This window comes from Endozoicomonas elysicola (genome assembly GCF_000710775.1).
GTDB classification, from domain to species: Bacteria; Pseudomonadota; Gammaproteobacteria; order Pseudomonadales; family Endozoicomonadaceae; genus Endozoicomonas; species Endozoicomonas elysicola.
The window spans coordinates 791,422-805,259 of sequence record NZ_JOJP01000001.1 but is presented as its reverse complement, the minus strand read 5'-3'; the positions used below and the strand labels follow the sequence as shown (position 1 = coordinate 805,259).

At 47.6% G+C, this 13,838-nt stretch carries 14 protein-coding genes; 9 read left to right on the top strand and 5 right to left on the bottom strand.

Annotated elements, in window-relative coordinates:
* Positions 1–68: 68 nt before the first annotated feature.
* Both GV64_RS03405 and GV64_RS03400 read right to left on the bottom strand, forming a co-directional pair.
* Positions 69–2,615, bottom strand: coding sequence for an ABC transporter permease (locus tag GV64_RS03405; protein WP_020584561.1), 2,547 nt, complete (start codon positions 2,613–2,615; stop codon positions 69–71).
* A complete protein-coding gene (locus GV64_RS03400) occupies positions 2,612–3,364 on the bottom strand; it encodes an ABC transporter ATP-binding protein (protein ID WP_020584562.1) in 753 nt (250 codons plus the stop codon). Before GV64_RS03400 ends, GV64_RS03405 begins: the two co-directional genes overlap by 4 nt.
* Between GV64_RS03400 and GV64_RS03395 the strand changes: the two genes are divergently transcribed.
* Positions 3,363–4,007, top strand: a complete 645-nt coding sequence (locus GV64_RS03395) for an arylesterase (protein ID WP_020584563.1) — start codon at positions 3,363–3,365, stop codon at positions 4,005–4,007. The genes GV64_RS03400 and GV64_RS03395 overlap by 2 nt on opposite strands.
* Before the next feature lie 20 nt (positions 4,008–4,027).
* Here GV64_RS03395 and GV64_RS03390 read toward each other — a convergent pair whose 3' ends face one another.
* On the bottom strand, positions 4,028–5,101 hold the full coding sequence (locus GV64_RS03390) for a patatin-like phospholipase family protein (protein WP_020584564.1): 1,074 nt from the start codon (positions 5,099–5,101) through the stop codon (positions 4,028–4,030).
* Between the two features lie 183 nt (positions 5,102–5,284).
* Here GV64_RS03390 and GV64_RS03385 point away from each other — a divergent pair, with 183 nt between their 5' ends.
* Positions 5,285–6,019, top strand: coding sequence for a class I SAM-dependent DNA methyltransferase (locus tag GV64_RS03385; RefSeq protein ID WP_020584565.1), 735 nt, complete (start codon positions 5,285–5,287; stop codon positions 6,017–6,019).
* Between the two features lie 24 nt (positions 6,020–6,043).
* Here the strand turns inward: GV64_RS03385 and puuE are convergent, their stop codons facing one another.
* Complete coding sequence (gene puuE, locus GV64_RS03380; RefSeq protein WP_026258570.1) at positions 6,044–6,976, bottom strand: allantoinase PuuE; 933 nt, start codon at positions 6,974–6,976, stop codon at positions 6,044–6,046.
* Between the two features lie 178 nt (positions 6,977–7,154).
* On the opposite strand from puuE, the gene alc reads away from it, so the two are divergent.
* From alc to GV64_RS03345, 7 genes are all read left to right on the top strand, one after another.
* Positions 7,155–8,192, top strand: a complete 1,038-nt coding sequence (gene alc / locus GV64_RS03375) for an allantoicase (RefSeq protein ID WP_020584567.1) — start codon at positions 7,155–7,157, stop codon at positions 8,190–8,192.
* Positions 8,189–8,707, top strand: a complete 519-nt coding sequence (gene uraD / locus GV64_RS03370) for a 2-oxo-4-hydroxy-4-carboxy-5-ureidoimidazoline decarboxylase (protein ID WP_020584568.1) — start codon at positions 8,189–8,191, stop codon at positions 8,705–8,707. The genes alc and uraD overlap by 4 nt, the downstream gene beginning before the upstream one ends.
* Entirely contained in the window at positions 8,704–9,042 is a 339-nt protein-coding gene (gene uraH / locus GV64_RS03365; RefSeq protein WP_020584569.1) for a hydroxyisourate hydrolase, read from the top strand. The genes uraD and uraH overlap by 4 nt, the downstream gene beginning before the upstream one ends.
* 68 nt (positions 9,043–9,110) lie before the next feature.
* Entirely contained in the window at positions 9,111–9,635 is a 525-nt protein-coding gene (locus GV64_RS03360; protein WP_020584570.1) for an ureidoglycolate lyase, read from the top strand.
* On the top strand, positions 9,632–10,927 hold the full coding sequence (gene guaD, locus GV64_RS03355; protein ID WP_020584571.1) for a guanine deaminase: 1,296 nt from the start codon (positions 9,632–9,634) through the stop codon (positions 10,925–10,927). The genes GV64_RS03360 and guaD overlap by 4 nt, the downstream gene beginning before the upstream one ends.
* A gap of 89 nt (positions 10,928–11,016) precedes the next feature.
* Positions 11,017–12,231: a urate hydroxylase PuuD gene (locus GV64_RS03350; protein WP_020584572.1), complete on the top strand. Its 1,215-nt coding sequence runs from the start codon at positions 11,017–11,019 to the stop codon at positions 12,229–12,231.
* 149 nt (positions 12,232–12,380) lie between these two features.
* Positions 12,381–12,902, top strand: coding sequence for a hypothetical protein (locus tag GV64_RS03345; RefSeq protein ID WP_020584573.1), 522 nt, complete (start codon positions 12,381–12,383; stop codon positions 12,900–12,902).
* Positions 12,903–13,131: 229 nt separating this feature from the next.
* Here the strand turns inward: GV64_RS03345 and orn are convergent, their stop codons facing one another.
* The gene (orn, locus tag GV64_RS03340; RefSeq protein WP_020584574.1) at positions 13,132–13,671 is read right to left on the bottom strand and encodes an oligoribonuclease; all 540 of its coding nucleotides are present in this window, start codon (positions 13,669–13,671) and stop codon (positions 13,132–13,134) included.
* Between the last annotated feature and the right edge of the window lie 167 nt (positions 13,672–13,838).

Genomic DNA, 13,838 nt, shown 5'->3' with positions numbered 1-13,838 from the left:
TCCCTTTACCCCTTATAGATGCTATACAAAATAACATCTGGTTATTTTTTAACCAGATGCATTTTTACTCATACTTCTTTCAAAATATTTGCAGGTGACTGACTGATAACCCGACGAATACCCAACCACCCCGCAGCACCCAGAACAATGGCTCCAAACAGCGGTAAAGCAACCCATATAAACCAGGCTGGTTGCCAACTCAGCTCGAAAACCCGGGTATTCAGCAAATAACTGGTCAGTTCTGTGCCACAGGCCGCCAGCAAACCAGCCAGAATGCCAAACAACACGAACTCACCAATCTGCATTATCAACAGTTGCCGACGGGTTCCCCCCAAAGAGCGGATCAACGCACCTTCCCTCAAACGTTCATCAATACTGGACTCAATCACTGACATCATTACCAGCAGCCCAGCCAGCAACAGCGCAGCCAGCATTGCCTCCACAGCAATAGTAGACTGAGCCAGCATTTTCTGAACCTGGTTGATCACGGCATCCAGATCCAGCAACGTCATGGTTGGAAACTGGGTAATCAAACCATTGAGTAATAGCTTGTCCTCTGAGTCCAGGTAGAAGCTGTTCAGCCAGGTAGCAGGCATATCCTGCAGAGCTTGTTCAGGGAAAATCATGTAGAAGTTTGGCCGAAAAGACTCCCACTGTACTGTCCGTATACTGCTCACGGCCTCTGTGAATTCATTCCCTGATACCATAAACGTCAGACGGTCGCCCATATTAATGCCGAGCTTCTGCGCAAGTTCGGCCTCGATGGATAGCCCATCATCACTACCCGGTGCCCACCATTTACCCTGTTCAAGGTGATTGTTTTCCGGCAGTGTTTCTGACCAGGTCATATTCAGCTCACGGTTGAGCGCATGGTTATTCTTTTCTTCTTTGGACACCGCTTCCCGAACAGGAACATCATTAATGCGAATCAAACGACCCCGAATAATGGGGTAAAGCTGGCTGGTATCCACATCATTGGTTTCCAGAAATCCAGAATACGCCTCAACCTCTGATGGCTGAATATTCATGGCAAAGTAGTTAGGCGTCTCTTCCGGCAATTCATTCTGCCAACGATCCAACAAGTCGGTTCGAAGAATCAACACCACCGCCATGGCCATAAACGTCAGGGTAAACGCCAGAAGCTGGGCTGATGTCTTTCCTTTTCCCTGAATAATTCTGCTGACCCCTGGGCGCCAGAACACCGGCAAATTTGAAAGCCTCTGCTGATTCCCCAGATGATTGAGCAGGAATTGAACACCCAGAGAAATCATCAACAGCACTGCGCCGGAAGCTATGGCCAGAATAAGGGCCATAACGACCTCACCCGTGTGATACCAGAGCAATAGAAAGACAGCCATCAAAGAGAAACTGTACACAAGCCAGGAGGCGGCAGGGGCTGGTGACAGATCGCGCCTTAGCACCCGCAGGGGTGAAACGTCCTGTAGCCGCAACAAAGGAGCTAAACCAAAACCGGCAAGAGTAATGACACCGGTGGCGCCACCAACCACCATCGGCATTACACCGGCGGCTGGCAGCCAGGCAGGGAGTACGCCCTTGAGCAGTTGCACGACACCTTCCTGAAGCAACCAGCCAATGGCTACACCGGGCAGGGCCACCAGCGCAGCCACAAAAGCCAGCTCCCCAAGTAGTAATTTAAGAACCTGCTGCCGACTGGCACCCAGGCAACGCATCACCGCACAACTGTCAAACCGCCGCTCCGCAAACCGCTGACTGGCCATGGCAACGGCTACACCCGCTAACAGCATGGCAGCCATGCTGGCCAACCCAAGGAACTGCTTCAGCCGCACCACCGAGTTACGAAGATCACGTCGGCTGTCGTCAGCCATCATCAGCCGTTCACTGGTATCCAGGCGATCTTTGGACCATTCTTTGAATTGCTCCAGTGATGAAAGCTCTCCCGCCATCAACGTTTTCCAGCTGACCCTGCTGCCCGGCTGGATAATACCGGTGCTTTCCAAATCCGCCATATTGAACATCAGCCTTGGAGAAAAGCTGTAAAAGTCACCACCTCGGTCCGTTTCCAAAGTAATCGCCCGGGTAATCGTCAACCAAGTATTACCCAGCATGACCTGGTCACCGATATCCACACCCAATAAAGGAAATAATCGGGGCTCCAACCAGGCTTCGCCAGCTTCGGGTGTATCATTAACTATTTGGTCGGGTGCAAATGGCTGATATGCAGTTCGAATATGTCCGCGCAGTGGATAATTGTTTTCCACAGCCTTGGCAGACACCATTTGCATTTCATCCCCAGCCATCACCACGGAAGGAAACTCAAGAACTGTGGATAACTTCAAACCCTGCTTTTGAGCTTCAGCCAGAATCGCAGGCTGAACCGGCCTTGGGCTGCGAATTAACATATCAGCCCCGAGGACTTCCGCCACTTGTCGTCCAAGAGCCAGCTGTAAGCGTTCACTGAACAAGGCAATGGCCGTACTGACAGCAACAGCCATCAAAAGGGCAGCGACAAGAAGCCAGAGTTCACCTGAGCGCCAATCCCTAATCAGGAAGCGCCAGGAAAGCCCAAAAGTACTTTTTGGTCTGTGGATAACCGCTTTCCCTTGAATACTTGTGGAAGATTTATTCACACTCATGAAATCTCCTCCAGACGACCACCGTGCAGCTTCAGTACCCGCTGACAACGTCTGGCAAGATCCATGTCATGGGTAACGAGCACAATGGTCGTACCACTTCCCTGATTGACTTCAAACAGGAGTTCAATAATGCTTTCTCCCGTCTTTTCATCCAGGTTACCGGTTGGTTCATCAGCAAAGAGAATATCGGGTTCTCCGGCAAATGCCCTGGCAATAGCCACTCGCTGCTGCTCTCCACCGGAAAGCTGTCTTGGGTAATGCTCCAGTCGGTGCTCTAGGCCAACACGGGTTAATAGGTTCTTAGCCCGCTCACCCGGGTTATCCACACCTGCCAATTCGAGAGGCAGCATGACATTTTCGAGAGCAGTTAAGTTAGAAAGTAACTGAAACGACTGAAATACAAATCCGGTATGCTCCCCACGCACTTTTGCCCGTTCGTCTTCATCCAGATGATCAATGCGCTTTCCAGCAAGACTAACACTGCCTGCCGTCGGCAAATCCAACCCCGCCAGAATACCCAGCAATGTTGACTTGCCGGAACCGGAAGTCCCTACAATCGCAACAGACTCACCAGACTTGATCTGAAGGTCAAGTCCGGACAAGATGGTGAGCGGGTTATCACGGGCAACAACGGTCTTTTCAAGACCAGAAGCAGTCACTGCCAGTGAAGTAGATTCTATCGATGCAGTTGTTTCAGCAGCAGCCTCAGGCGTGAGAGCGTTGGGAGAACTGGAGAGCGCGTCATTCATGAGAAAATCCTTATTTCGTCGTCTTTTTACCAGCTCTAGGCTGCTTGCTGTTGCTTTACTGACCTTTCCGGTTATCAGCCTTGCAGCTTCACAAAAAACACTGCTGATGTACGGCGACAGCCTGAGTGCTGCCTATGGTCTTACGGATATCAATCGGGGTTGGGTGCAATTACTCCAGGACAAAATCGACAGTCATCAGTATCCCTGGAAGATTACCAATGTCAGCATCAGTGGAGAAACCACCGCCGGTGGTCTGAGCCGATTCCGTAAAACACTGGAACAAACCGGGCCAGACCTGGTGTTACTGGAACTGGGTGCTAACGATGGCCTTCAGGGAAAGCCGCTGAAAACCATAAAATCCAACCTTGATCAGATGATTGCACTGACCCGAGAATACAATTCTGACATTATTCTCTTTGAAATGAAGATCCCGCCCAACTATGGACCGGTCTATACCCAACGTTTTACAGAAACTTTTCATGAGCTGGGCAAAAAGTGGGGTGTACCAGTAATTCCTTTCTTCCTGAATGGCGTTGCAGGCAATGATTCACTGAACCAACCCGATGGGATCCATCCCACGGAAGCAGCCCAGCCAATTCTGTTAAAGAATGTGTGGCCTGAACTGCAACCTAGATTGAAGTAGTACCTCGGTGGTTAAACGCCTTACAAGGGCTTAACCACCTCTCGTACTTTATTGCTCGAAACCAGTTCCAGAAACTCATCACCCAGCCGCCTGGTCTCATCCACAACCCGCTTCCAATACCGAACACGTTCATCATAGGTAAACCGGGCGAAGTCATTACGATCCGGTATTTTCCGATAGGGAAGCTGATCGACAAATGCCTGAGAGGGAGATACCAATACTACATTGTCTGTATTCTGAGGTAATGGCCTGCGATGTTTTAACGCCTTATCAAACCAGCCGGGAATCATTTTTGAATAAAAGTGTGGATAAAGCACCAGACCATCGCCCTGATGAAAGCGCATATCGAAGTGGTAATCGGTAATCCCGCCATCGCGGTAGCAGCCGGCAGGAGCTCCAGAGATATTCTTCACACCTTGCATCACGGCAGGAATGGAACCAGAGGCCATTATGGCATCCACCAGATTGGCTTCAGTCAGTCTTACACGCTCCGTTGGAAGATCACTGGCGTGATAAAACGCAGGTTTCTCTGAAGTTTCGTATGTCGGATGATAAAAAAGAGTACGGGTAAAGAATGATGACAAATGCTTTCGATTAATCAAATTACCCGTAGCAGCAAACCCCAGACCCACCATTTGTAGCGATTTACGCTCAGAAGCAGCCAGTCCATGACTTCTTACGGCAATCAGATTGAAGCGAAAAACAGGATTATTAAGAATCTGTCCTACACTTTCAGGCGAAACGATATTTTCTACCAACTTTCGGGCTTTATGACTTATTTCAGCAGGATCAGGCTTCTCGGAATAATCGGTATGAAGATAGCCCTGTTCAAAGCGTTCATGAGCTGCGAGGGGGTCGTCCTGACCATAACAGCTGAAGCGCCAGCTGCCTGCGGAGGTTCCAATAAGATCAAGAGGTGACGTTCTATTGCGGAAATATTCGCCCAGCAAGGCTTTATCCAAACCACTGAGTACAAACCACTTCGGGCCTCCGGAAGCACCTACCATGACTTTGATACTCTCCTGAGGCAGGCCATTGGCTCGAATAAAGTCCAATGCCTGCGCTCCGGCACGAATGCTAATCTGACTACCCATATCCCCCTTCCCCTGGAAAACCCATTGTGCCAACAATTCTAACGAATCCTGTAAAGACTATGGGAAGCTATTTTACTGTTTACATAAGAAACAAAACTGAAGAGAAACTACAAAGTTCAACTATCTTCAAATCTTCTCGCTGTCCTCTACCTGCAACATTGATAAAAATGGGTCACTCATAACATGAAGTCAGATCTGAATTTCAACCCTTTGGCAGAAAAGTACCAGACAACCGACCAGCTTCCTTATCGGAAATACATGGAGCATTGGGTATATAGGAAGGTTCTTGAAGAGCTTGAGCCATGCAGCAGTCTGGATCTTGCCTGTGGTGCTGGATTTTATTCTGGGTTATTGCTTGAGATGGGCTTCACTCCAGTGACTGGAGTAGACTGCTCAGCTGACATGATATCCTTGGCCAGAGCACACTTTGCAGATAAGAAAAATATAAAGTTCATCGAGTCTCGAATAGAAGATTTCCATCCAGAAACACCATTTAACGTGATTACTGCAGGCTGGTTATTAAACTATTGCGAGGACACACTGCATCTGGAACAGCTTTGTACTCATTTGAAATCACTCCTCTCTTCAGAGGGAACAATGATCATCACAGTGGATTGCCAGGGGGAATATGGCTGTCATGAGATAACAGATAACGTTTGTGCAAAAATATACCATACACACCCACTCAAGGATGGAGAGTCATTCCGTATGACACTTCCTGTGAACCCTCCCCTCGACATTTATGCAGTACATTTCGACAAAGCAACCATCATTCAGGCCATGAATAATGCAGGGTTCTCAAAGGTGGAATGGCTTCCACTTTCCCTTGACCCAAAAGGGATTGAGAAACTGGGAGAAGAGAGCTGGCAACAAATGATCAATAAACCACGTATTGGTTTTCTCAAAGTTGCCCACTGAGGGCAACTCTCACAATTTTATATATCAACCAGCATAAGGATGGTTAGTATGCCAATGCTGTGCAATCTGTTCCCGCGTACAGAGCCAGACTTGGTCTTTTGATTGCACATAATCCAGAAAACGAGCCAGAGCCGCTGCTCTCCCTGGTCTTCCAACCAAACGACAATGAAGACCTATAGACATCATTTTTGGAGATGCTTCACCCTCTTCATAAAGCACATCAAAAGCATCTTTCAGATAATTGAAAAACTGATCACCACTGTTAAACCCCTGGGCGGTAGCAAAACGCATATCATTGCAGTCTAAAGTGTAGGGAACCACTAGCTGAGGTTTCCCAAACCGGGTATCCCAGTAGGGGAGCTCATCAGCATAACTGTCAGCGTGATATAAAAAACCGCCCTCTTCCACCACAAGCTGTTCCGTATTTGGACTGCAGCGCCCGGTATACCAACCGGTAGGGCGCTTGCCTGTGACTTCAGTGTGAATTCGAATCGCTTCCTGCATATGGCGACGCTCTTCGTCTACGTCCATAAACTGGTAATCAATCCAGCGATAGCCATGACTGGCAATTTCCCAACTGGCGTCCTGCATGGCTTTTACGGCATCAGGGTTGCGCGCCATCGCCATTGCTACACCATAGACGGTGACCGGAATCTTCCGCTGGGTAAAAAGTCGATGCAGTCGCCAGAACCCGACTCTTGAGCCATATTCATAAATTGACTCCATGCTGATGTGACGCTCACCTTTATGAGCTGGGGCGCCAATGATTTCCGAGAGAAATGCCTCAGAGGCTTCATCACCATGAAGGATGCAGTTTTCGCCTCCTTCCTCATAGTTAATGACAAACTGGACTGCAATTCTGCTATCACCAGGCCATTTAGGGTCGGGGGGAGTTTCGCCATAACCAACCAGATCTCTTGGATAGTCATCCTTGTTATTAAGAGGGTCGAACTTCATTGGGCTCTCCATTTTTTTATTGCCTGCCTGATGCGTTCTATGGCATAAATGCTGAAAAATCTGACCAAATAGTCAAAAAATAAAACATATTCTATCAGGATAAACCGGAGTAAACCTTACCAAAGGTAATTGCTCTGGGTATAAAGTTAAAATAATAACAGCAGGTTCAAAGCACATTATGAATGTCTCTTCTGATGATCTGGCAGCACAATGGCAGCAAACAAGAATTGATCTGGCGGCCCGGGCGCTAGGTGGCGACGTGCTGGATTCCAGTGATGATTTTTTTGCCGAAAAAGATAACCTGCTATTAGCTGAAGACCCCATTTTCCTTCCTGAAAAATATACGGCCTATGGCAAATGGATGGATGGCTGGGAGTCACGTCGCCGTCGTGATGCCCCCGGGTATGAAGGCTGTGACTGGGTAACTGTGCGTCTGGCGTCTGTCGGTGAAATTGAAGCCTTAGACGTTGATACACGTCATTTCAAGGGTAATGCACCGGGTGCTGTGCAACTGGACTACCTGCTCGATGATGCAGACCCAAACGAACAAAGTAACTGGCAGCCCCTGACGGATCGAGTAGACGTAAAGCCCGACTTCAGAAATCTGATTACCCTGGATCAACCGATAAAAGCCAGCCACATCCGCCTGAGAATCTACCCAGATGGCGGAGTTGCCCGTCTACGGGTGTATGGCAAAATTCATCTGGATCAGCGTTACCGTTTACCCGGCGAACCCCTTGATCTGGCTGCACTGATGAATGGTGGACGTTCTGTAGCCTGCAGTGACTCATTTTTCAGCCCTATGCAAAACCTGCTTTTGCCTGGACGTGGTGCCGATATGCACAATGGCTGGGAAACAAAACGTCGACGCCAGGGTGGTAATGACTGGATGGTTGTCAAATTGGCTCTGCCAGGAACCGTTCATCGTGTAGAGGTGGATACATTACACTTTAAAGGCAATTACCCTGATCGCTGTAGCCTTGAAGCGTGCTCCTTTAACGGTGACAACCCTGAAGATGCAGCCGTTACCGTGCAATGGCACACCATTCTTCCCGAACAAAAGCTGCATGCTCATCGCAATCACTTTTTCCTGAATGAATTGCAGAATACAGAACAGCAATACACTCATGTGCGCTTGAACATATTCCCGGATGGTGGCGTATCAAGGCTTCGTGTCTTTGGTTTTGAGAGCGGCTTTGAAGGGAGTGATTCATGACGCTTAAGGAACTAAACAACCTTGCTATTCAAAGCGCCAGTGACTTTTTCCGCCAATGCTGCACCAGCGAGCGCTGGCTTGAATCCATGGTTAATAATCGTCCATATTCCAATCAGGATGAACTCTTATCCATAGCCGATAAAAGTTGGTCTGATTGTGAGGAAAAAGACGTTCTTCAAGCTTTTGAAGGCCACCCGAAAATTGGTGATGTTAATAGCCTGAAAGCAAAGTATGCCAAGACCCGTGATATGGCAGGCCATGAGCAATCCGGTACGGCAGTTGCCAGTGAAGAAACACTCAATGCATTGGCACAAGGCAATCAAGCTTACGAAGCGCGTTTTGGTTATATATTTATTGTCTGTGCAACCGGTAAGTCCGCCAATGAAATGCTGACTCTGCTACAGCACCGGCTCGATAATGAACCAGCAGAAGAGCTTAAAATAGCTGCAGCAGAGCAGCACAAAATAACCCGGATTCGTCTCAATAAGATGATTGAATGGAGGCAGGCATCATGACCGGCATCAGCACCCATATTCTTGATACCGGCAGCGGCCTGCCAGCAACTGGAGTGCCAGTTTCATTAGCAAAGCAGGAAGGTGAAAACTGGATGCCTGTTGGCAGCGGCATCACTAACGATGACGGGCGTATACAAAATCTGGCTGACGATACACTCAACCTTCCCAAAGGAATCTACCAACTACATTTTTTAGTTAAAGATTATTTTCAAAAGAGCCAGATCCAGTGCTTTTATCCGGAAGTCATCGTGACCTTTGAAGTCAGTGATGACCGGCATCATCACGTTCCACTGCTACTATCACCTTATGGTTACTCCACTTACCGAGGGAGTTAACCAAGGCCGTTGTTAAGCCATAGTGAGCAGCTACTGGCTGCCATGTAATAAAAAAGAGAAGAAGGCACATGGATAAAGAAATACCAGCCCAAACACTAAAGGTGGAAGTACTGACCCGTGAAGCCTTTGAACCTTTTGGAGATGTACTCGAAATTCGGGATAACCCTCTGGTAATCAATCAGGGGCGCTGTCAGAAATACAGTGACCTGACGTCTGTCACAACAGATGACCAAGGGTATGCGACAATGCATATCTATAAAACAGCCCGGATTCGCCAGGCCTATCAATTAGATCTTCTTGAGCGGCATCCTCTGGGAAGCCAGACATTTATGCCTCTGGCAGAGCAACGTTTTCTGGTAGTGGTTGCATCAGGCTCTAGCGACGCAGAAAAACCGGATTTATCGTCTATCCGCTGCTTTCTGACTAATGGAAAGCAGGGCATTACCTATCATCCCGGGGTCTGGCATCACCCTCTGCTCTCCATTGATTCAGGCGAAGAGTATCTGGTGGTTGACCGCAAAGGGCCTGGTGATAACTGCGATGAAGTCTTAATACCTTTAGAACAGCACCTCATTGTGGAGGTGCCAAAATGAGTAAATCGGTAGTTTGGCGTGCTTCAGTTCTCCACTTTCTTGCAGACCCTTCTCAGCAATCCAGTTACGGGGAAGCATGGGAGTTTTTTGAGGATGGTGCACTCCTGATAGAAGATGGTCACATTAAAAACTGTGGCCCATCAGACCAGGTTATGAACAACCTGCCCTCTGGAACTGAAATAAAAAACCTTCCCGGAAAACTTCTGGTACCTGGCTTCATCGACACCCACGTGCATTACCCTCAACTGGAGGTACTGGCAGGTTGTGGTGTTCAATTGCTGGATTGGCTGAATCAATACACATTCCCGGCAGAGAAGAAGTTTTCAGACCCTGAATACGCCAGTGAGGTTGCGCGCTTCTTTCTCGACCAATGCATCAGTCATGGAACCACTACAGCACTGGTTTTCGGAACCGTTGCTCCCCAGTCGGTGGATGCCTTCTTTTCGGAAGCGCATCAGAGAAATCTGCGCATGATCGCCGGCAAGGTGATGATGGATCGAAACGCTCCGGATTATCTACTGGATACCCCTGAGAACAGCTATAAAGACAGCAAGGCACTCATCAACCGCTGGCATGATAAAGGTCGGCTGTCTTATGCAGTGACACCACGCTTTGCTCCTACTTCTTCTTCAGAGCAATTGAAGCTGGCTGGCCAGCTATTGCGGGAGCATGACGGACTCTATCTGCACACCCATCTCTCGGAAAATCCAAAAGAGATTGACTGGGTACAGGAGCTTTTTCCAGACAGTAAACACTATGTCGATGTTTACGATCAACATGGCCTGCTGGGTCCACGGTCGGTATTTGCCCATTCAGTTCATTTGTGTGATCACAGTTGGCAGCGTATGGGCAGCTCAGGATCATCCATTGCTTATTGTCCTGGCTCCAACCTGTTTCTCGGTAGCGGCCTGTTCAACCTGAACAAGGCAAAGGCTCATGGTATTCCAACGGGTCTTGGTACCGATGTAGGCGGAGGAACCAGTCTCTGTCTGTTAAATACAATGAAAGACGCTTACCAGGTATCTCAGTTGCGGGAGGAAACCATCTCGCCGCTTCAAGCTTTTTACCTGGCCACATTGGGAGGTGCGAGAGCACTCCATCTTGAAGACAAGATTGGTAGCTTCCGTAAAGGTAATGAAGCAGATTTTCTGGTGTTAAATCCTGCTGCCACCCCGATGCTTGAGTTTAGAACTAAAACAACAAAAACATTGGAAGAATTGCTGGGCGTGCTGATGGTTATGGGTGACGATCGAGTCATTGAAAAAACCATCATCATGGGCCAGGAAGCCTGAAACAGCCTTAAGCAGAAAATGCTGCCTGCCTCCACAGTGAAGGCAGGAGGCTTAAATCAGCATTTTCATTAATAAAAGAGTATCTGACCATGGAATCCTATCTACAAGAGTGGCTAAACCTGCTATTTCGCTGGCTGCATGTCACTGCCGGTGTTGCCTGGATTGGCGCATCCTTTTACTTCAACTGGCTGGAAGGCCGACTCGAAGCGGCACCAGCGGACAAACAGAAAAAGGGCATCAAGGGTGAACTTTGGGCACTTCATGGTGGCGGTATTTATGAGGTTAACAAATATCATCTCGCCCCTGAAAAGCTGCCAACAACGCTGCACTGGTTTAAGTGGGAAGCTTATGTCACCTGGCTCAGCGGCATGGGACTACTGGCCATCATTTACTACTGGGGGGCAGAAAGTTATTTGCTGGCTGCACAATCTTCCCTGACTCCGATACAGGCAATCACTATCAGTATTTTCAGCCTGTTAGCCGGCTGGCTGATTTATGACGGCTTATGTAAATCACCGCTTTTCAAGCAGGAAACGCTGTTCAGCCTGGTTCTGTTTTCATTGATTGTGTTTGCCGCCTGGGGCTATGCACAACTGTTCAGTGGTCGGGCAGCTTATATTCATGTGGGTGCCCTGATTGGCACCATGATGGTAGGTAATGTCTTCCGGGTCATTATCCCTTCCCAGAGAAAACTGGTGGCAGCAGCGGAAAACGGGGACAAAAGCTTTGATCCAAACATTGCACAGCATGCACTGTTGAGATCACGTCATAATAATTACTTAACACTGCCATTGTTGTTTATCATGATCAGTGGCCACTACGCCATGACGTTTGGCAGTGAGTGGAACTGGGCCATTCTTGCTGTTCTGGCTGCAGCGTCAGTTCTGGTTCGTCATTTCTTTAACCGACGAAATCAAGGAGCCATATTAACCTGGCTATGGCCTGCTGCTGCTGTATTAATGCTGACTCTGGCCTTTATTATCCGGCCACAAATGGCGGTTCAACAGACACCTGTGGCCGAACAGCCCGCTTTTGAGCAGAGTGAAATTGTTGAGATTGTTACTGCCCGCTGCAGCACCTGTCATTCAGCAACACCAACGGACCCTCTCTTTCAGTCACCTCCTGGCGGTCTGGTTTTCCACGACTATGACTCCATCGCCAACAAGGCCGATAAGATTTATAGCCAGACAGTACAGACACAGATTATGCCATTGGCAAATCGCACGGGGATGACCGACGAAGAACGCAGTTTGCTTGGGCAGTGGTATCAACAAATAAAAGCGAATGGATCGAATGGTTCATGATTTAGAAGCCTCTCTTTGAGAGGCTTTTTTAATTTTGGTAATTCAGCAAAGTTACGTAAATATAATCGATTTGAACTTCACCACTACTTTGCACTCAAACCGTACAGTTCCGTTTTTTGTGTGTTTTAGTACTTAAAGGAAGTAAACCTATGGATGCAGCCTCATACATGTACCTTCGAACAGCCGTTCATTATCACAGTGAAATTCCCAAAACAATGCCTGATGTAAACATGAGGGTGGGATCTTTTTTTAATGATAAAGACGTGGTGACAGTGATCGCTGGAAAGTACCTTTCAGGATGTATTTTAGAAGACGGCAAAGATAACAAACCTGTGACGGAATATATTGTTACATCGAATGCCAAACCCAGCCCAGCCCATGTAAGTGGCCTGGAAGAGGCCAGATCTTTTGCTGCAGCAGGATTATATTCTGACAATAATGATAAAGCAGCGGTGAAATGTGTTGGCGGCTGTGGTGGCAGGTTTGTGATTATGTACAGAGGCAAAGTTGGAACTGTATCAGAAATTACAAAGACTCATGATCAACAGAACCCTCACTGTACACGCAAAATGGTTGCAAGTAACTCTATTAGCCAAATGAAACCTTGGTCTGTAACACCATACAACCTAGACCAACTTTATACCCACAGACCACTGGGCGCGCAAAACTAAACAAGCAGCCAAACATCAAGGCCGTTGTAAAAACTTATACAAATTTGATTAGTTTATCTTTTTAGGTATAAAAACGGTCATAGACACAGTTTAATGCTGGTGGATAAGGAAAATGGCATTACCTAAAATAATAAGTCAGGCTAGCTGGTCTCAATTCCGTTTTCTATGAATAGTTCGCAGCAGACTGTCCCCAAGAAGATATAGTCATCAAGGGGACCAACTAAAGAATTTATTTTATAAAGTGCTGACGATAAAACCGAAGCTCATCAATAGACTCACGGATATCTTCAAGCGCAAGGTGAGTACCTTTTTTGGAAAACTGGGTCAGTAATTCCGGTTTCCAGCGACGTGCCAGTTCCTTCAGAGTACTAACATCAATGTTCCGATAGTGAAAGTAATCGTTCAGTTCTGACATATAACGCCAGAGGAAACGGCGATCCTGACCAATGGAATTACCACACATTGGGGAAATACCCTGGTCAACGTGTTTGCGGAGAAAATCCAGGGTGATCTGTTCAGCCTGCCGTTCACTGATGGTGCTGGCTCGTACCCGATCAGTCAGACCTGTGGCACCATGAGTATTTACACACCACTCATTCATGGCATCCAGAACTTCATCGCCCTGATGAACAGCTATAACCGGTCCTTCCTCCAGAATGTTTAACTGGCTATCGGTAACAATTGTCGCGATCTCAAGAATCCGGTCATTTACTGGATCCAGACCCGTCATTTCCAAGTCGATCCATATGAGATTATCCGATTTAGCCATCCAACACCCAGTAGTCACTGTTTAGAAAATATGGACTGTTCTTTAATTATCAGCCAGTTAGGCAAAATACCAGCTTATTCAATATATTATAGACATCTGCATTTACCTGACCTTTTTATGAGCCTTTTTTTGACAAAAGCTAAATCAATTTAAGAGCAGATAACGAA

Coding starts and splice junctions, on each gene's coding strand:
- orn (WP_020584574.1), bottom strand. CDS start 13,671: ATGGCTAAATCGGATAATCTCATATGGATCGACTTGGAAATGACGGGT.
- GV64_RS03345 (WP_020584573.1), top strand. CDS start 12,381: ATGGATGCAGCCTCATACATGTACCTTCGAACAGCCGTTCATTATCAC.
- GV64_RS03395 (WP_020584563.1), top strand. CDS start 3,363: ATGAGAAAATCCTTATTTCGTCGTCTTTTTACCAGCTCTAGGCTGCTT.
- uraD (WP_020584568.1), top strand. CDS start 8,189: ATGACGCTTAAGGAACTAAACAACCTTGCTATTCAAAGCGCCAGTGAC.
- guaD (WP_020584571.1), top strand. CDS start 9,632: ATGAGTAAATCGGTAGTTTGGCGTGCTTCAGTTCTCCACTTTCTTGCA.
- GV64_RS03385 (WP_020584565.1), top strand. CDS start 5,285: ATGAAGTCAGATCTGAATTTCAACCCTTTGGCAGAAAAGTACCAGACA.
- GV64_RS03405 (WP_020584561.1), bottom strand. CDS start 2,615: ATGAGTGTGAATAAATCTTCCACAAGTATTCAAGGGAAAGCGGTTATC.
- puuE (WP_026258570.1), bottom strand. CDS start 6,976: ATGAAGTTCGACCCTCTTAATAACAAGGATGACTATCCAAGAGATCTG.
- GV64_RS03400 (WP_020584562.1), bottom strand. CDS start 3,364: ATGAATGACGCGCTCTCCAGTTCTCCCAACGCTCTCACGCCTGAGGCT.
- GV64_RS03350 (WP_020584572.1), top strand. CDS start 11,017: ATGGAATCCTATCTACAAGAGTGGCTAAACCTGCTATTTCGCTGGCTG.
- GV64_RS03390 (WP_020584564.1), bottom strand. CDS start 5,101: ATGGGTAGTCAGATTAGCATTCGTGCCGGAGCGCAGGCATTGGACTTT.
- GV64_RS03360 (WP_020584570.1), top strand. CDS start 9,111: ATGGATAAAGAAATACCAGCCCAAACACTAAAGGTGGAAGTACTGACC.
- alc (WP_020584567.1), top strand. CDS start 7,155: ATGAATGTCTCTTCTGATGATCTGGCAGCACAATGGCAGCAAACAAGA.
- uraH (WP_020584569.1), top strand. CDS start 8,704: ATGACCGGCATCAGCACCCATATTCTTGATACCGGCAGCGGCCTGCCA.